Origin of the sequence: Bartonella sp. AA89HNZF (genome assembly GCF_042196905.1) — a bacterium.
Taxonomy (GTDB): Bacteria; Pseudomonadota; Alphaproteobacteria; order Rhizobiales; family Rhizobiaceae; genus Bartonella.
This window is the reverse complement of sequence record NZ_JBHIRD010000007.1, coordinates 77,063-92,944: the sequence shown is the minus strand read 5'-3', so window position 1 is coordinate 92,944 and position 15,882 is coordinate 77,063. Positions and strand designations below refer to the sequence as shown.

18 protein-coding genes and 1 pseudogene are annotated in these 15,882 nt (G+C 44.5%); 15 read left to right on the top strand and 4 right to left on the bottom strand.

Annotation, left to right across the window (positions count from 1 at the left end; translation table 11 throughout):
- Positions 1–1,547: 1,547 nt before the first annotated feature.
- Together ACFIN0_RS05060 and ACFIN0_RS05055 are read right to left on the bottom strand one after the other, a co-directional pair.
- On the bottom strand, positions 1,548–1,913 hold the full coding sequence (locus ACFIN0_RS05060) for a hypothetical protein (protein WP_375702055.1): 366 nt from the start codon (positions 1,911–1,913) through the stop codon (positions 1,548–1,550).
- A gap of 559 nt (positions 1,914–2,472) precedes the next feature.
- The gene (locus ACFIN0_RS05055) at positions 2,473–3,042 is read right to left on the bottom strand and encodes a hypothetical protein (protein WP_375702054.1); all 570 of its coding nucleotides are present in this window, start codon (positions 3,040–3,042) and stop codon (positions 2,473–2,475) included.
- A gap of 290 nt (positions 3,043–3,332) precedes the next feature.
- On the opposite strand from ACFIN0_RS05055, the gene ACFIN0_RS05050 reads away from it, so the two are divergent.
- The 6 genes from ACFIN0_RS05050 (at position 3,333) to ACFIN0_RS05025 (ending at position 6,796) form a co-directional block, all read left to right on the top strand.
- On the top strand, positions 3,333–3,464 hold the full coding sequence (locus ACFIN0_RS05050) for a hypothetical protein (protein ID WP_375611635.1): 132 nt from the start codon (positions 3,333–3,335) through the stop codon (positions 3,462–3,464).
- Positions 3,465–3,733: 269 nt separating this feature from the next.
- Positions 3,734–4,141, top strand: coding sequence for a hypothetical protein (locus ACFIN0_RS05045; RefSeq protein WP_375702053.1), 408 nt, complete (start codon positions 3,734–3,736; stop codon positions 4,139–4,141).
- 15 nt (positions 4,142–4,156) lie between these two features.
- Positions 4,157–4,792: a hypothetical protein gene (locus tag ACFIN0_RS05040; protein WP_375702052.1), complete on the top strand. Its 636-nt coding sequence runs from the start codon at positions 4,157–4,159 to the stop codon at positions 4,790–4,792.
- A gap of 56 nt (positions 4,793–4,848) precedes the next feature.
- Positions 4,849–5,172, top strand: coding sequence for a hypothetical protein (locus ACFIN0_RS05035; protein ID WP_375610867.1), 324 nt, complete (start codon positions 4,849–4,851; stop codon positions 5,170–5,172).
- Between the two features lie 320 nt (positions 5,173–5,492).
- Positions 5,493–6,176, top strand: a complete 684-nt coding sequence (locus tag ACFIN0_RS05030; RefSeq protein ID WP_375702051.1) for a hypothetical protein — start codon at positions 5,493–5,495, stop codon at positions 6,174–6,176.
- A 59-nt stretch (positions 6,177–6,235) separates the two neighbouring features.
- Positions 6,236–6,796 carry a hypothetical protein gene (locus ACFIN0_RS05025; protein WP_375702050.1) on the top strand — a complete coding sequence of 187 codons (561 nt, stop codon included), beginning with the start codon at positions 6,236–6,238 and terminating at the stop codon, positions 6,794–6,796.
- Here ACFIN0_RS05025 and ACFIN0_RS05020 read toward each other — a convergent pair.
- Positions 6,790–9,276 (bottom strand): annotated as a pseudogene (locus ACFIN0_RS05020) (toprim domain-containing protein); the annotation flags it as partial. The gene ACFIN0_RS05025 and the pseudogene ACFIN0_RS05020 overlap by 7 nt on opposite strands.
- A 203-nt stretch (positions 9,277–9,479) precedes the next feature.
- On the opposite strand from ACFIN0_RS05020, the gene ACFIN0_RS05015 reads away from it, so the two are divergent.
- Together ACFIN0_RS05015 and ACFIN0_RS05010 are read left to right on the top strand one after the other, a co-directional pair.
- Positions 9,480–9,650 carry a hypothetical protein gene (locus ACFIN0_RS05015; protein ID WP_375702049.1) on the top strand — a complete coding sequence of 57 codons (171 nt, stop codon included), beginning with the start codon at positions 9,480–9,482 and terminating at the stop codon, positions 9,648–9,650.
- 937 nt (positions 9,651–10,587) lie between these two features.
- Positions 10,588–10,752 carry a hypothetical protein gene (locus ACFIN0_RS05010; RefSeq protein ID WP_375702048.1) on the top strand — a complete coding sequence of 55 codons (165 nt, stop codon included), beginning with the start codon at positions 10,588–10,590 and terminating at the stop codon, positions 10,750–10,752.
- 166 nt (positions 10,753–10,918) lie between these two features.
- Here the strand turns inward: ACFIN0_RS05010 and ACFIN0_RS05005 are convergent, their stop codons facing one another.
- Positions 10,919–11,989: a DUF1376 domain-containing protein gene (locus ACFIN0_RS05005; protein ID WP_375702047.1), complete on the bottom strand. Its 1,071-nt coding sequence runs from the start codon at positions 11,987–11,989 to the stop codon at positions 10,919–10,921.
- 413 nt (positions 11,990–12,402) lie between these two features.
- On the opposite strand from ACFIN0_RS05005, the gene ACFIN0_RS05000 reads away from it, so the two are divergent.
- The 7 genes from ACFIN0_RS05000 to ACFIN0_RS04970 all read left to right on the top strand — a co-directional run bounded on the left by ACFIN0_RS05000 (position 12,403) and on the right by ACFIN0_RS04970 (position 15,675).
- Positions 12,403–12,720, top strand: a complete 318-nt coding sequence (locus tag ACFIN0_RS05000) for an XRE family transcriptional regulator (RefSeq protein WP_375607060.1) — start codon at positions 12,403–12,405, stop codon at positions 12,718–12,720.
- Positions 12,721–13,032: 312 nt separating this feature from the next.
- Positions 13,033–13,422 (top strand): hypothetical protein, encoded by a 390-nt coding sequence (locus ACFIN0_RS04995; RefSeq protein ID WP_375607059.1) that lies wholly within the window; start codon positions 13,033–13,035, stop codon positions 13,420–13,422.
- 2 nt (positions 13,423–13,424) lie between these two features.
- Positions 13,425–13,613 carry a hypothetical protein gene (locus tag ACFIN0_RS04990; RefSeq protein ID WP_375607058.1) on the top strand — a complete coding sequence of 63 codons (189 nt, stop codon included), beginning with the start codon at positions 13,425–13,427 and terminating at the stop codon, positions 13,611–13,613.
- A gap of 106 nt (positions 13,614–13,719) precedes the next feature.
- The gene (locus ACFIN0_RS04985; protein WP_375702046.1) at positions 13,720–13,884 is read left to right on the top strand and encodes a hypothetical protein; all 165 of its coding nucleotides are present in this window, start codon (positions 13,720–13,722) and stop codon (positions 13,882–13,884) included.
- Positions 13,881–14,111 carry a hypothetical protein gene (locus tag ACFIN0_RS04980; protein ID WP_375702045.1) on the top strand — a complete coding sequence of 77 codons (231 nt, stop codon included), beginning with the start codon at positions 13,881–13,883 and terminating at the stop codon, positions 14,109–14,111. Before ACFIN0_RS04985 ends, ACFIN0_RS04980 begins: the two co-directional genes overlap by 4 nt.
- Entirely contained in the window at positions 14,104–14,430 is a 327-nt protein-coding gene (locus tag ACFIN0_RS04975; protein WP_375702044.1) for a hypothetical protein, read from the top strand. Before ACFIN0_RS04980 ends, ACFIN0_RS04975 begins: the two co-directional genes overlap by 8 nt.
- A 474-nt stretch (positions 14,431–14,904) precedes the next feature.
- Positions 14,905–15,675 (top strand): lambda exonuclease family protein, encoded by a 771-nt coding sequence (locus tag ACFIN0_RS04970; RefSeq protein WP_375610859.1) that lies wholly within the window; start codon positions 14,905–14,907, stop codon positions 15,673–15,675.
- Positions 15,676–15,882: the final 207 nt, after the last annotated feature.

Below are 15,882 nucleotides of genomic sequence, written 5' to 3'. Positions count from 1 at the left end.
CATCCTCATAGATTGGATGCCTCCTTTGAGGGTCGGAGGTATCCCTTGAGGGGAAGGATGCACTCTTTTTGAGGGCTGGAGTGCATCCTCATAGATTGGATACTGCCTCATGAGGGTTTGGCGGTATCCCTTGAGGGGAAGGATGCACTCTTTTTGAAGGCTAGAGTGCATCCTCTATAGATTGGATACTTGCCTCATGAGGGTTTGGCGGTATCCCTTGAGGGGAAGGATGCACTCTTTTTGAGGGCTAGAGTGCATCCTCTATAGATTGGATACTGCCTCATGAGGGTTTGGCGGTATCCCTTGAGGGGAAGGATGCACTCTTTTTAAGGGCTAGAGTGCATCCTTTCCATGGATTGAATGTACTCTTTGGAGGCCAAAGTACATTCATAGGGAAAGGCATATTCCATAAGAAACAGAGATAACAAAAAAATTTGTTTTTATATTTTATATTGATAGGTTGCTGTATTTGCGAGGGCTATTCATTCTTTATTCTCAATATTTAAGATGATTATGGGATAAGGGTTGTTCGTCAATACAATCGTAAAAGACGCTGAGTATTTTTATAAAAATTGAGATATTTTTGTGCCTTTTTCTTGTTTTTTTTGTGTTTACACAAGATATGCACGGCTTTTCAACAGTTTGTTTTTTTTAGCTTTGCTAATGGCGTTGGCTAAACACTTCAATTGTTTTAACTGCTTCAATAGCGTCTTAAAAAAACAGTGCGTTATAATATGACAAAATAAGTTGTATAATTTTTGATTCTTACGCGATGCTAGAAAAAGGGGAATGTTAGGAGAGATGTTGTCTATATTCTTAGTTTATCTCTTAAGTTAGGAAAATTAACATACTTTCCGAATCTATTTTTTATTCGGTTTAACGGTTAAAGAGCAATAGCTGAATGGAATCATACTTGTCTTATGTTTTTATTCTCACGCCTTAGATTTTTTCTCATAGGGATTTTATTTTTTAATGGGGGATTTTATTTTTTAATGGGGGATTTTACTTTTTAATGGGATTTTACGCGACTCACGTAAAATAGAATGTTCTAAATAGAATATATTTGTGTAGCGCATTTACGTACTTGTTTAAAAATATTATGTGATCTTATCATCACAATTATATTGGTGATTGGGGATATTGGTAAATCTGATAATGGAGAAATTTCTTGTGAAGTGGATAAGCCCTTCTTTAAATTCTCATAAGGGGAAAGCCAGCACTATCATACTATTCTCACCTCATGTGATGACAGCCTTTGGCTCTTGAGCGTGTTCATAAGAGGCATTTTGATTCTTTATCTTTGAAATCTTTGAAGTGCGTTATTTCATATGTCTCTCATGTTTGTAATGTGGAAAAGACAAGGTGTTGATTGATGCAACATGAAATAAATTTAAAATGAGAGAATCCCTATGATATCTGCGTCTCTTAATTTTATATGGATAACGGGTTTTAATATGGATAACGGGATATGATGATTATAAATCAATATGTTGTCGTGATACATCAACCTGTTGGGGGGCGATAAAGAAAGTTATCCAATAGTTAAGTCATTCTGTTATGCCGTAAAACACGGTCATTTGAGGTTTGGTGATATGAAGCAAGCTTCCTTGGATATGTTTTAAGTGTTTTTTTAAGGGCGTGGTGAATTTTTGAGACAGAGCAAGCTTCTGTTGCGCCTTGAGTTTAGCGGAAAACCCTGAATAGAAGCCAAGAGGGAATGGCAAACCAAGAGGGAAGTGTATCCAAGCTGTTTGTAAATCAGATTGAGTTAAGAATCTTTGTTCTTTAAGAATGGAACGCAAGTCAATTTGACAAAAGAATGATCTATTTTGCGGGTAGACCTTATAGAGAAATATCACAAAGCTCATAAGGAAGTGATTGAAGACAATACAATCATAAAAAAGTACAGTCATAAAAAAAGCCCCCTTTTCAATCAGAGGACTCAAAAAAACAGGAGAATTTCTAACATTGACTCGCAGGACGTGTCAAAAAAGAATAAATTTAAAAGGCCGTACTAAATACAAAAAAATCATACAAAAAATTTAACACATTATAATTAGCAGAGAATTGAAAAAATAGCAATATAAAAAATACTTTTTACAAAAAATTTTGTCATTTTGCATTAAAACTTAATACTTTTTTCAATTGAATATTTATTTTAAGACTCGATATTAATTAAACTATATTTAAAAATATTATGATGCATGCAAGCATTTTGAGAATATTCTTCAATAAAAAATGCATTAAAAGCCCCCATGATTATAGGATTGATATGGGGGAAGGATTTTTGTTTTTAAGAGTGTGGGGTGTATCTTAAGTATGTGTGAGGGGGGTGAAGTATTGTCCTTTTGGGTGGGGGCAAGGTGATGGAAATAGGGGCGAGAGCTGCTGGATGGTTGAGCTCGTGTGTGGGGGAAAGGGCTTATAGAGGGAGCGGGAAGGATGGGAGACCGCTTAAAATGGCGAGGGAGATTATTCAAAATGTTTATGGTTTGCATATCCCCAATGAAATGCGAGCAAGTCTAAACAATCTCGTAAATGATCGGCAAGGGAGTTTTGTTTGCGTTTTGAAGAACTTAATTCTTTGATCGCTTGTCCGTGGCCTATAACCCGCTCAAGAAGAGAATAGCCAAGAATACCAAGTTGAACTTTAATGGTTTTTAATTGATTGGAGGCTGCTATTTGACGTTCAATGGGCTGTGTGTACCCTTGGCTACAGGCAACCTTTTCACGGGTGTAGTCAAGGCTCATGTGGAGATCGGCTTGGCTTTGACGCCAGTAAAAATAAAAACGTTCTGCCGCTTTATATTGGGCTTTGCTGAGATGTCCTTTGGCATATAAAAGGGCAATGGGATGGCTTTGTGCATTGGCAATGGCTTTAATCGTGCGCGGGTTACTGGAACTTTCTGGATGATTGGGTTTAAAATAAGGATTACGCGTTTCTACAGGGATTTCTTGCGCCTTTAAATGACCAATGTGCTTTCCTTGATTTTGATGATCAAGCGGGCAGGTTTGCATGTTTTTTTTCTCTTGATGGCTCATAGCATCTCCTTAAAAATTTTAATTTTGCTTCTTTCATGTTTATGCAAAGAAACGGGATTGTGCTGTTGTATGCTTGTTGAGGAATAGGTTTTTATATCTGCTTGTTGCGTGAGGGGACGTTTTTCAAAAGGGTGTGGGGTGGTGGTTTTCTTTTGCTGCTGTCATTTGTTTGTACGAGAGATTTATACGGGGGCGGGGATTTTGCGGGGGCTGTGCGAGGGATTTTGTGGGAGTGGTGTGTGTCGTTCTCTTTGTGGTTCTGCTTCTTTAAAGGATGGGGGTTTTGTTGCATGATGGGCATTCTTTCTGATTTTATTGCTGTGGGGGGGAGGATTGATGTCGCAGGATTTGGTTTTTTGCCATGGTTGATGTTTTTCTGCCTCTTGGGGGCTTTATTTCTATTTATGTGGGGAGGTATTTGAGGGATCATGAAAGGAAGAAATTTTTTTAAGAGGATGGGGTTTGGGGGGCTTTATTGGCGGGGATCTCATGTTGTTTATACGGTTGCTGAACGCATGGGGTGGCGCTGGCTTTGGTTCTTAATCCCGTGAGGGTATCCTTTTGGGTTTTGTCATTGGGCTGGTTTATAGAGGTGTAAAGCATCTTGTTATGATTTGGCTTTAGAGGCTTGAAAAGAGAGGGGTTTTGTCGCATGGTGGATTTTCCTTGAATGACTTGATGGGGGAGTGGCATGATGTTGCGCGGGCTTTTGTCTCTGAAGGGATTGGTGTTTAGCTGTATTGTGGCCTATGTCTCTGTGGCTGTTTATGTGGAAATGAAGGCGTTGGGGATGACGTGGGGCGTATTTTTACGAGCTATGGCGTTTTATGGCATTCCCGGTATTTTCCTTATGTTGGGTTATGAAGTAATGCAGCGGCGTGGTGTAACGAAGGGTTTGTTCCTCAAGATGGTATTGTTGAGCTTCATTTTGGCTGCTGTCTCTGATTTTGTTTATGTGCAAGCCGAGCATTTTGGTTTGGCTCAGGTGTGGTTTTCAAACAAGTGGGTGTTTTATGTCCTTTTGGGCTTTGTCCTTGCTCTTATTTATAGAGGGGCAAGGCGTCTTGGGTTTAGGCTTTCATTCTTTGAAAAGGATTGATCTTTTGCTGCATTTTTGGCATGGTCTCTGATTTTTCTTGATGAAGGAGCGGGGCGTATGGTGGTTGCGCGGGACATGTTTTTAAAGGGGCTGGCGTTTTGCTGCGTTGTTGGCATGGTCCTTGGTTTTGCTTATGAAGATGCGGGGCGACCGGCTATTACGTGGGAGGTGTTTTGGCAGGGGGTGGAGCTTTCTTGTATTGCTGGAGCTGTCCTTTGTTTTATTGTTGTGGGAGCAAACAGTAGGACTGTATCGTGGGGCGTGTTTTTCAAGGCTGTGGTGTTTTGCGCCATTGCTGTAGTGGTTCTTGGCTTTGCTTATAAGGGAGTAAAGCGTTTTGATATATCATGGGAATTTTTAGTAATAGGAGCGGTGTTTGTTGCATTGCTGGCGCTGTCCTTGGTTTTGCTTATGAGGGTGCGGGGTAAATGGATATCGCGTGGGGTGTGGTGCTTCAAGTGGGTGGTGTTTTCTTGTATTATTGGCACTGTCGTTGGGTTGGCACATGTGGGAGTAAAGCATATGGGCTGGAGCACGCATTGGTTTTTGAACAATGGGGTGTTTGTGAGCAGTGTTGGATTCGTTCCTTTGTTTGTTTTGGAGGGGGTACGCTGTATGCGTGTACTGTTGGGGTGGTGCTTAAAAAAATGAGCATTTTTCTTTCCCACGGGCGTGGTCTTTGATGTTCTTTCTGAGAGGGGTATTTGATGTCGGACGATGTGATGTTTTGGCAGTGGTTGGGGTTTTTCTGCTTTGTTGCTCTTGTCTTTGTTTCTATTTATGCGGCAATGAGGTTTTTCGGGGTTACAAGGAAGGCTTTTTTAAAAAATTTGGCGTTGAGCTTCATTATTATCGCTGTCTCTAAGTTTGTTTATGGGCAAGCTGAGCACTTTGGTTTGACTTGGTTGTGGTTTTCAAAAAAGTGGGTCTTTAACATTCTTTTTGGCGTTGTCTTTGGTCTTATCCTTGGGCTTATTTGTCTAGGGGCAAAGCGTCTTGGGTTTAGGCTTTCATTCTTTGCAAAGGATTGATCTTTTGCTGCATTTTTGGCATGGTCTCTGATTTTTGCTTAATAAAGGAGCGGGGCGTATGGTGGTTGCGCGGGACATGTTTTTGAAGTTAGCGGTGTTTTCCTGCGTTGTTGGATTGGCGTATAACGGAGCCAAGCATATGGGGGCACTGGTTTTTGATCTTTAACAATGGGGTGTTTGTGAGCAGTGTTGGATTCGTTCCTTTGTTTGTTTTGGAGGGGGTACGGTGTGTGCGTGTACTGTTGGGGGGCTTAAAAAGAATGAGCATTTTTCTTTTCCACGGGCGTGATCTTTGATGTTCTTTCTGTGAGGGGTATTTGATGTCGAACAATGTGATGTTTCGGCTGTTGTCTTGGTTTTTCTGCTTTTTTGCTCTAGCTTTGGTTTTTATTTATAAGATTGCCAAGCGTCGCTCTGTTACAGGGTGGATGTTTTGGAGATGGGTGGTGCTTTATGGCGCCCTTGCCACCTACCTTGGTTTTATTTATGTGGGCGTGGGCAGGCGCGCTGTTGACGGGGAGCTGCTCTTGAAGGGGGCGGTGTTTTCTTGCATTTTTGCAACTGTCCTTGGTTTGGTGCATCTGGGCGTCAAGAGTATGCCTGTGGCGGGGCAAGTGTTCTTAAAGGCGGTCATGTTTTGTTGCATGATGGGCTTTATCCTGTGGTTCGCTGCTGTGGGCGTCAGGGATATGGATAGCATAAGGGCGGTATTCTTAAAGGTTTTGCTCTTGTCTGTATTGTTGAAAGTGCTCTTGGGGTTCTTTATACGCGAGCAAGGTGATACGGTGCTACAGAGGTCGTTGCGTGCTTTGAATTTTGTGCTGTTTTTCTGCATTTTGGCACCAATCCTTTGTTTTACCCGTCTGGGAGCAGAGAATCTAGGGTTGAGCTGGCTTTGGTTCTCGGATGAGAGGGTGTTGCCCTTTATTGTTGGATTTTTTTCTCCTTTGATTTATCAGGGTGTAAGGCGTGCGCGTGTTCTATGGGCTTGGTTCTTAAAGTAGGGGGTGTTTTTTTGTCTCATGGGTGTGATCTTTAATGGGCTTGCTGTGAGGGGTATTTGATGTCGAACGATGTGATGTTTTGGCTGTTGTTGGTGGTTTCCTACCTTTTTATTGTTGTCGTTATTGGTACTTATAAGGTTTCCAAGCGCTTCGATATTCCGTGGTGGCGGGCGGCGTTTTATTGTATTTTTGGTGTTTCCCTCTTTTTGAAGGAAGTGCTGTTTTACGGCGTTTTAGGAGTCGTCCTTTTTTTAGCTCTTTGGGGGATGGAGAGTATGGACATACCATGGGGACTATTGTCCTTGATGGGGATCGTGTTTGCTGCACTGTTGGAGTGGTTCTTGATTTTGCATATGAGGGGGCGGCGAGATGGGGTGGTGACGCGTTGTTTGTGGTTATTGAAGGGGGGGGTGTTTTGCGCCGTTGTTGGAGCGATCTTTTTTTGTTTGCATTTGGGAGCAGAGAATCTAGGGTTGAGCTGGCTTTGGTTCGCGAATGAGAGGGTGTTTTTCATCATTTGTGGATTGATCCTTCCTGTTGTTTCTGTGGGAGCAAGACGTGCGTGTGTGAAGGCGGAGGCGTTTTTAAAGAGAGTGGGGTTTATGGGGCATTACAGATAACGTCGAGGGAATGATTGTTCAAAAGAACAGCGATAGCGGTAGGTTTGGGGATCAAACCAAAGCCCTATTTTGCCTTCAAAATCACCAGAACGTTGTTTGGCAATATTCATAATAACGCCGGGGCGTTTGGCTAAATCTGCTTTTTCTTGTGCGAGAGAGGCGGCAAAGATTTTGTCTTCTAACGGTCGATTGCGCCAAATGGTGATGATGTTAAAGGCATTGGCGCCAATCTCTGAGGCGCCTTTAATGTCTTCTGTGCTGGGGATATCTTTATCCAGACCGCTTTTGCGGGCATGGGCGACAAGGTGAATGTGCACACTGTTTAAAACAGCCCAATCAACCATTTTATAAACGGCTTGTTCTTGTCTTGCATAATCATCAGAGGCAATGCCAAGCCGCATCAAACTGTCGATGATAAATTGATCACAGCCATAGCGTGCACGGCAATAGTCAAAGACATCAAGCAAGGTGTCAACGCTCGATTTGCCAACATGCTCATAAAGAATAAGCCCTTCATCTAAAAAATGAAGAATCCGTTCAATTGTCTCTTTTGTAGGCTGTTCTAAGCCGCCCGTTTGTTTGGTTAAACGGCGAAGCGATTGTTCTCCTTTCATCTCCAGAGACGCTAAGCAAAGCCGACTGTTTTGCGCAATCCAATGGGGAATACAGTCTGATAACAATTGGCTTTTACCTGCACCACTCGCACCGCTCCAGAGCGTTAATTCTGCTGGGCGGAAATGCACTTTGTCCTTCAGTTTAGGATAGGGAACCGTATAACCAAGATGTTTTTCAGGCTCTGGCCAAAACAGTCCGATGACTTTGTCTTTATAGTCTGAGGCGCGCCGTAAACCTTCTGGTGCAAAGCTTTTTGCTGAGGAAAAGGCTGCTTTTATGGTGGCTCTATCAATCCCTGCGGTTAAACAGTCATTGGCATCTTTAAGGGGTAAACGGACACGGTAGCAACGGTGGCGTCCAAGCCTGTTGGCAATCTCACGGGCTGCTTCTTCACCAGGCTTATCCATATCGGTGGCTAAAAAAATTGTTTCAAAAGCTTCTAAATGATCAAATTCATTTTCAATCCAATTGTGCTTTCCTCCACTGCCTCCTCCAAAGGGGACAGAAACCGCCGGATATCCATAGGCGGCTAAGGATAGCGCATCAATTTCTCCTTCAGTGATAACAATGGTACGGTTTGTTGAAGAAAAAATGGGAAACGGTGCGCGCTCCATTAAGGGGGCCTGCTGAGGCGCCTGCGTGGCGGTTGGGTTGGTTGAGGGTGTGTGTTGAGGCGCCTGCGTGGCGGCTGGGGTTGATGAGGGTGCGTGTTGAGGCGCCTGCGTGGCGGCGGGGTTTGACGAGGGAGCGTGTTGAGGCGCGTGTGGAGCGGCGGGGTTGGTTGAGGGTGCGTGTTGAGGCGCGTGTGGAGCGGCGGGGTTGGTTGAGGGTGCGTGTTGAGGCGCCTGCGTGGCGGCGGGGGGTGACGAGGGAGCGTGTTGAGGCGCGTTTGTGGTGGTGGGGGGTGACGAGGGAGCGTGTTGAGGCGCCTGCGTGGCGGCGGGGTTTGATGAGGGTGCGTGCTGAGGCGCCTGCGTGGCGGCTGGGGTTGATGAGGGGGCGTGTTGAGGCGCCTGCGTGGCGGCTGGGGTTGATGAGGGGGCGTGTTGAGGCGCCTGCGTGGCGGCTGGGTTGGTTGAGGGTGCCTGTTGAGGCGCGTGTGGAGCGGCTGGGTTTGATGAGGGTGCGTGTTTAGGCGCCTGCGTGGCGGTTGGGTTGGTTGAGGGTGCGTGTTTAGGCGCGTGTGTGGCGGCGGGGTTGGTTGAGGGTGCCTGTTGAGGCGCGTGTGGAGCGGCTGGGATTGATGAGGGGACGTGTTGAGGCGCCTGTGGGGCGGTTGGAGTTGTGGAGCAAAGGGCTTGCCAGCCAAACAAAATCGGTTCACAGTGTGCTGCTGTAGGTTTTGTTTTTGCTCCTGCTTGCGCAAGCCGTTCTTTAACTAAAGCAAGGGTGCCATCGGGTTTATAAAAGGGGAAAATGATTTTTTCGCCATTTTCTCCTATGCGGTAACGCTTTATAATCTCTAAAGGAATGTGGCGTTCTTTGTGGAGATAGGTTTTTACGAGATTCTGCGGGCTCTGCCCTGTAGGGACCGGTGGACGGCGATAGGAACGATGGGGCGCCATAAAGGGTTTGGGGCGTGTCAGATTGAGAGTCGCGCGTGCTTCTTCTAAAGCTTGAGAGAGACTAATGCCTTTGACTTCACACCAAAGGTCTAAAAGATCTCCTCCAATGCCTTCTGCAAAATCATACCAAAGTCCTGCTTTACTACCACTCAAGCAAATCGATAAACTTTGACCTGCCTCACCACGTGTGTTGCCTACAATCCAATTGTTGCCTCGTTTGTGCCCTTGGGGAAGAAGCATTTCTGCTATTCTATCTGCTTGTGAGATAAGTTTTTGTTTGATTTCAAAAATTGTGCTCATGGTCATTCGTCTGGTGAATATATTGTTGTTTTTTTCAGATGTGAGAGGTGAGAATTCTGTTTTACTGTTCTCGTTGTTCGATCACATGGTGAAAGGTCTTGTGCTATGCGGTCCTTTTTTGTGCGGGACTTGCTCTATCCTGAAAGTTTTTGAAATGGCTGTGTTGGTATCTGTTTGCCAAGGGTTTAGGAAGGTGGTGCCCTTTGAGAGGGGCGCGTTGGAAGCAGGTAGGGTGGATGATGCAAGAAGGGTGGGGTGGATATGTCTGTGAGAGGGTGGTGCATTCTGGAGTCCTGTTTTGGGATACCTTGTTGGGGCATGTGTTGGGATGCCTGTGTGGGAGGGAGAGTGCCAAGGAGTTTACTTTTCATTGAAGGTTTTTGAAGCTGCTCTGTTGATGTCTGCTTGCCAAGAGCATGGGAAGTGGCACCTTGAGAAAAGGAGGAAAGCGGAAAGGAGGAAGGATGCAAGAAGGTGGGGTGGATATGTCTGTGAGAGTGTGGTGCATTCTGGAGTCCTGTTTTGGGATACCTTGTTGGGGCATGTGTTGGGATGCCTGTGTGGGAGGGGGAGTGCCAAGGAGTTTGCTTTTCATTGAAGGTTTTTGAAGCTGCTCTGTTGATGTCTGCTTGCCAAGAGCATGGGAAGTGGCACCTTGAGAAAAGGAGGAAAGCGGAAAGGAGGAAGGATGCAAGAAGGTGGGGTGGATATGTCTGTGAGAGTGTGGTGCATTCTGGAGTCCTGTTTTGGGATACCTTGTTGGGGCATGTGTTGGGATGCCTGTGTGGGAGGGAGAGTGCCAAGGAGTTTACTTTTCATTGAAGGTTTTTGAAGCTGCTCTGTTGATGTCTGCTTGCCAAGAGCATGGGAAGTGGCACCTTGAGAAAAGGAGGAAAGCGGAAAGGAGGAAGGATGCAAGAAGGTGGGGTGGATATGTCTGTGAGAGTGTGGTGCATTCTGGAGTCCTGTTTTGGGATACCTTGTTGGGGCATGTGTTGGGATGCCTGTGTGGGAGGGAGAGTGCCAAGGAGTTTGCTTTTCATTGAAGGTTTTTGAAGCTGCTCTGTTGATGTCTGCTTGCCAAGAGCATGGGAAGTGGCACCTTGAGAAAAGGAGGAAAGCGGAAAGGAGGAAGGATGCAAGAAGGTGGGGTGGATATGTCTGTGAGAGTGTGGTGCATTTTGGAGTCCTGTTTTGGGATACCTTGTTGGGGCATGTGTTGGGATGCCTGTGTGGAGGGGGAGTGCCAAAGAGTTTGCTTTTCATTGAGTTTTTTTGAAATAGCTCTGCTGATGGTTGTTTGCCAAGAGCATGGGAAGTGGTGCCTTGGGAAAAGGAGGACGGTGGCAAGAAGGGTGGGTGTGGATCTGCCTTGGAGAGTGTGGTGCATGCTGGAGTCCTGTTTTGGGATACCTTGTTGGGGCATGTGTTGGGATGCCTGTGTGGGGCTTTTGCATGGGGAAAACGCTTTTGTGATGAGAGAAAAATGGTCGATGTTGACTCGTTTTACGGTGTGAAGAGCTTATTTCATTGTTGTTTTGCCGCCTTTTGTTTTGTTCTGTGTTGTTTTGTCCGATGCTGTTGTGGTTTTGAAGCATTTTTGTCCCCGCGCTTGCTTGAAAAATACGTTGTTTGTGTGATGTCAAAAATTGTCGCTATAGTTGATCAAACTGCGGTAAAGCGTGTCGTTGTTCTCAGAGGTAAAAGATGAGGAGCCTCCCTGTTTTTGCTGTTCTTGCCGTTCGATCTCACGGCGAAACCAGTTGCGCCATGTGGCTTGCCAGTCTACTTTAAGAGCTTCTTTGCCGCCCTTGGCTTGCCAATAGTCGCGAAACTTCTTTTCTTGCCAATGGGCTTGGCTTTCACTCAAGCCTTCTGAAACTGCCGCCTTGATGTCTGCTTGCCAATGCTCAGGAAGACGATGCCCTTTGGCAACTGAGGTTGTGGTTTTTTTGTTGGAAGAAGGAGGGATGGAGGCAGGAAGATTGCTGGGGGGAAGAGTGGTGGCGGATTTTGTTTTTTCCCCCGTGACAATTTGCGCGATAGGGGCGGGAGTGAACTCGTCTTGGGGAGCTTTTAAAGGGGAGGCGTTTTTTTGCTCCGCTTCTGCTTGCGCAGGAGAAGGGAGAAGTGAATCAAGAGCCGGTGAGGGGGATGGATGATCGCTTTGTTCAAAGTTCTCTTCGAAGGAAAAACAAGGTTCTGTCTCATCAAACAAAATTTTCTTTTCTAAAACACCGTAAGGTGTTTCCTTTTCTTCTGCCTTTTGAGCTTTTGAGTTTTGTGCAACATCTTTTGGACTTTCGTTAAGCAGTTGTTGCATCTCTACATTGATTTTCTTGCGTTTTTTTGCCGAAGAACGACCCGCAAAGGATTTTTGTTCAAGCAATTTTTCACGCTCTTGAAAAACATTTTCGCAACGCTTATTCCATAATCCATTGGCTAAATTTAAAATCTTACCCTCTTGGATGAGCATCTCTAAAACATTAACAAAAGTTCGCTTGTCACAACCACAAAGACGCGCTAAACGTTCTTTCGATATTTCTAAAGGTCGTCCACGGGCATACATTTCATTGAGAAGAATCGTATAGATTCCAATTTCGTGTGCGCGCATCCCACGTACACCTCCTAGAAAGTCATTTTGATACCAACAAACATATGGAAGCCTAGACGATTCATAATGAGGAGTTTCTTGTTGATTAGCGTGTTTCATACTGCAATCTACTTTCTTCTTTTTTATACATTTTTATTGATGATAAAAGCTCAAATAAGGATTTAACTTGTGTTGCTTTTGGCTCTGTTCGATGATGACGAGAGGCTTCTTTACGATGCTTATAAATGATTGGCTGTGCTTGAAGCGCATGCAAACTTACGATTTAAGATTGCGGTGATGGAAAAAATAAAGAATACCGCACATTCTCAACGTACTTTCTTTTGGGCAGAAGCTTTGGAGGTGGTCTTTTGTATCCTGTAGGGTGGTTAAAGTGTTTTTATGAGCTAAAAATAGAAAATTCCCCCTAAAAAGTAAAATTTGTTTCCTTAATTTTATCCTTTTTAGAGGATAATGCAAGCCCGTTTTATAAAAAGGACGTGTTTTTTTAAAAAGACGCGCTATATGGTGAAATTATGAATATCGATGGTTGGCGTCAAAGATTAAAGACCGCTTTGGAAAAAAGTGGGCGGTCAAAAAGATCTATCTCTCTCTCTGCCGGTAAAGGCGCGGGGTACCTTCATTCTATTCTTTCTGAAGGAAAAGAACCAACAATCGAATCTCTCTCGCGAATTTGTCACGAAATTAATATCAGTATGAATTATATTCTTTACGGGAAAGGGGCTAGCCCTGAAGATAAAGAATTTATAGAGCTTATTTCGAAACTCTCTCCGCAAGAGAGACAGGCGATTTTGACTCTTTTGCGGCGGCCAATTGACGAAGCTTCAAAATAACTTCCTTCTGTGCTTTTGTGTCAAGGCGACTCCAGTATTTTATTAATATTATGTCACTCATTTTATCTCTCCTGTGTGTTTATAATTGCAATTTTGTAAGAACAAATAGAGAACAACAAAGGGGCATGAGAGGAACAAAGAATAATAGATTTTTCTTTACATATGTCATTTGAACCCCGTAGATATTTAAAATATATCTTTTATGAAGGATAAAATGGTTGACATCTCTCCTATAGAGGATATAAGACTAACGCTATATTTAGTCTTGTCAAGACAAGGCTATGCTTTATCAACTATCTAAAGGGGGAAATCATGAAAAATATTTCATTCGTTAAAGAGGATGAAATCATTGTCGTTTTATGCGAAGAGGAAAATCCTTGTACTTATGAAGGACCAATCGACGAAATCGAAGAAGTGCTCGAACTGATTGAAGAATATGAAACTGTTTATAGAGTTTTACGACTCGATCTGACAACTTCTTATGCTGAAGATGTTACGGAACAAATCGCTGATTTTTATGTCGAAAATCATGAAATAAATGAAGAAAATACACAATTGCAGCCCTTCATTTTGAATAGTGAAGCGTATCATGCTTTTTTAAATGAAAGAGCGGCGTGCGATTATGAAGATAATCTCTATGGCTCTTATGAAAAACAGCATCGTTTACGCCCATGTGATGTCTTGACAGATTATTGGTGGTAAACATGACAAGTTATCTCAAGACTTCTTATCGAGGGATTCCACTTTATTATGCTGGAAATATGCGAAATTTAATCAGACTCGAACCACAAAAACACGACGCTCTTCTTTTTATCTCGCAAGAAGCGGCGCTGTCTATGGCAAAAAAATTGGCGGAAGAATATCTCCGCTATGATTTTTCCGTCGTGCAATAGCAGGGTTGAAAGAGAGAACACCCGAAGGGGCAAGTGGGGGTTTTATTGAGGAGAAAATATCACGCGTTATGCTTTCGTTCTTGGGAGGGAAGCTTAGGGGAGCCGCTTGGGGGGGGAGAGCTTTGCAGGGATTTTCTTAGCCGATATGGGAAAGGGGAGGCATGAAGAAAAGAGCCTATATATGGGGCATTGCGGACGCTTGTGTGGGGGGAAGTTGCCGGCTGGTTCATTGGGGGATAAGACAATGGTGGGGCAGGGCATCATCCAGTGACTTGGAGTGACACGGAAAGCATGCTGGAGAACAAAAATGAAGGCTTAGGGGGAAAAGAAGCAGCAGTACAGACAGGTTTCCAACCTATAAAAAGGCAAGTTCAAGAGGGAAAAGAGCCGGTTTTTTTGTTTTTGCGGCACGCAAGTAGGGAGCTTGGAATGATACGTAAAGCATGCTGGAAAATGGAAGGAGGTGTTTGGCGGGGGAGGTCGTTAAAGCTTGTTTAGACGTATTGGGACAACTGGGGGGCTTCTGGGTGCTTTTGTGTTTGAGTGCTGGGGGGAGCGCCGCAATGATGGGCCAAAGTGCTTTTTCATTGCGGTGACAATGGTGCGCGTTATGCTTTCGTCTAGGGAGGACGCCGCTTGGGAGGGACTTAGCCGATATGGGAAAGGAGGGGATGAGAAACTTGTGGGGAGAACGAATGTTGGGGGGAGCTTGAAGCGTATGCAAGGCATATGCTGGAGGGGAGATATGAGGTGTGGAAAAGGGGGGCAGCCGTATAGCGTTGAGGAGATGTCAATCTTTAAAAAAAGCTTTGTGTAGGGGGAAAGAGTAGAGTGTTGAGGGAGGGGGGAAAGCAGAGAGCTTTGAGCGCAGGGAGTGCAAAGAACTTGGACATGAATGTGAAAGCATGTTGGGAAATGGGGGAAGGTGTTTGAGGGGGAAGAAGAGGAAGGCGCTATGGGGGCGCGGTTCTGACCGTTTTTGTGTTGAGCCTTAGGGGGATAATGACGGGCAAAGTTTTTTTATCGGGGAGAAAATATCACGCGTTATGCTTTCGTCTAGGGAGGGCGCCGCTTCGGAGGGACTTAGCTGATATGGAAAAGGAGGGGATGAGAAACTTGTGGGGAGAACGAATGTTGGGGGGGGGCGTTTCCAACAGCTTTTGTGATTTCAGCAGCGCAATATTTAAGGATGCTGTCATTCTTAGTGGGGAATGCATCTTAAAAGATATGAATGTTTCAAAGAGAATATGTTGCAAAAAAAAGCACTTTAAAGATTAAGGAGAGAAATACCATGCCAATCATTATCGATTGTATTCAAGGAACAGAGGAATGGCAGCAAGTGCGTAATGGTTTGATTACGGCTTCGTTGTTTGAGATGGTGATGGCACGAACAAAACAAGGGCAAAAAACGTCACGCTATCAGAGTGTGATGATGAAATTGGCGGGAGAAAGAATTACAGGAAAAACCGTTGATGAAGGGACAACACTTTCTATGCGACGTGGGACTGAATTAGAACCAAGCGCGCGACAGCTTTATGGGAAACTGACACATACAGAACCTAAATGTATTGGCTTTGTTTTGGCTGATGATCGCGGACAAGGATTTTCTCCCGATGCTTTTGTGGGAAAAAATGGATTGTTGGAAATTAAAACAAAAAAACCTGAAATTTTAATTCCTCATTTCATGCAAAAGGGCTTTCCAGCAGAACATAAAGCACAATGTCAAGGAGGGTTATGGATTTCTCAACGCGAATGGGTGGATTTAATGCTCTATTGGCCAAATATGCCACCTTTGATTAAACGGGCTTATCGTGATGAAGCCTATATTTGCAAACTTGAAAATGAAATTAGCCGTTTTAATGAGGCGTTGGAGAAGATGGTACAGCAAATTAAATCGGTTGAGACAGGTTTTCATATAAGAACAGAAATTGCTTTGAAGGAGGGAGAAAGCGGGGAGCTTGGAGCGCATGCAAGGCGTATGCTGGAGGGCAAAGCAAGAATGAGACGCAAGAGGGGAAGAAAGGGATCTTGTGTAGCGTTGAGGAGAGGCAAAGTTCTATAAAAAAGAAATTCAGGGGGAAAAGAGCAAAGCATATGTTGGAAGAGGGGGCCAAACAAGGGGGCGCAGGGAAGCAGGGAGCACAAAGAGCTTGGCTATGAATGTGAAAGCATATTGGGACAATGGGGGGGTAAAAGCGGGGAGCTTGAAGCGCATGCAAGGCGTATGCCGGAGGGCAAAACGAGAATGGGAGTAAGGCCAAGTGTTTAG

Excerpts from the sequence above, each read along its gene's own strand:
- ACFIN0_RS05030 (WP_375702051.1), top strand. The coding sequence starts at position 5,493 with ATGTCGAACAATGTGATGTTTCGGCTGTTGTCTTGGTTTTTCTGCTTT.
- ACFIN0_RS05045 (WP_375702053.1), top strand. The coding sequence starts at position 3,734 with ATGATGTTGCGCGGGCTTTTGTCTCTGAAGGGATTGGTGTTTAGCTGT.
- ACFIN0_RS05025 (WP_375702050.1), top strand. The coding sequence starts at position 6,236 with ATGTCGAACGATGTGATGTTTTGGCTGTTGTTGGTGGTTTCCTACCTT.
- ACFIN0_RS05010 (WP_375702048.1), top strand. The coding sequence starts at position 10,588 with ATGGGAAGTGGTGCCTTGGGAAAAGGAGGACGGTGGCAAGAAGGGTGG.
- ACFIN0_RS05055 (WP_375702054.1), bottom strand. The coding sequence starts at position 3,042 with ATGAGCCATCAAGAGAAAAAAAACATGCAAACCTGCCCGCTTGATCAT.
- ACFIN0_RS04990 (WP_375607058.1), top strand. The coding sequence starts at position 13,425 with ATGACAAGTTATCTCAAGACTTCTTATCGAGGGATTCCACTTTATTAT.
- ACFIN0_RS05005 (WP_375702047.1), bottom strand. The coding sequence starts at position 11,989 with ATGAAACACGCTAATCAACAAGAAACTCCTCATTATGAATCGTCTAGG.
- ACFIN0_RS04970 (WP_375610859.1), top strand. The coding sequence starts at position 14,905 with ATGCCAATCATTATCGATTGTATTCAAGGAACAGAGGAATGGCAGCAA.
- ACFIN0_RS05000 (WP_375607060.1), top strand. The coding sequence starts at position 12,403 with ATGAATATCGATGGTTGGCGTCAAAGATTAAAGACCGCTTTGGAAAAA.
- ACFIN0_RS05035 (WP_375610867.1), top strand. The coding sequence starts at position 4,849 with ATGTCGGACGATGTGATGTTTTGGCAGTGGTTGGGGTTTTTCTGCTTT.
- ACFIN0_RS05060 (WP_375702055.1), bottom strand. The coding sequence starts at position 1,913 with ATGACTGTACTTTTTTATGATTGTATTGTCTTCAATCACTTCCTTATG.
- ACFIN0_RS04995 (WP_375607059.1), top strand. The coding sequence starts at position 13,033 with ATGAAAAATATTTCATTCGTTAAAGAGGATGAAATCATTGTCGTTTTA.
- ACFIN0_RS05050 (WP_375611635.1), top strand. The coding sequence starts at position 3,333 with ATGATGGGCATTCTTTCTGATTTTATTGCTGTGGGGGGGAGGATTGAT.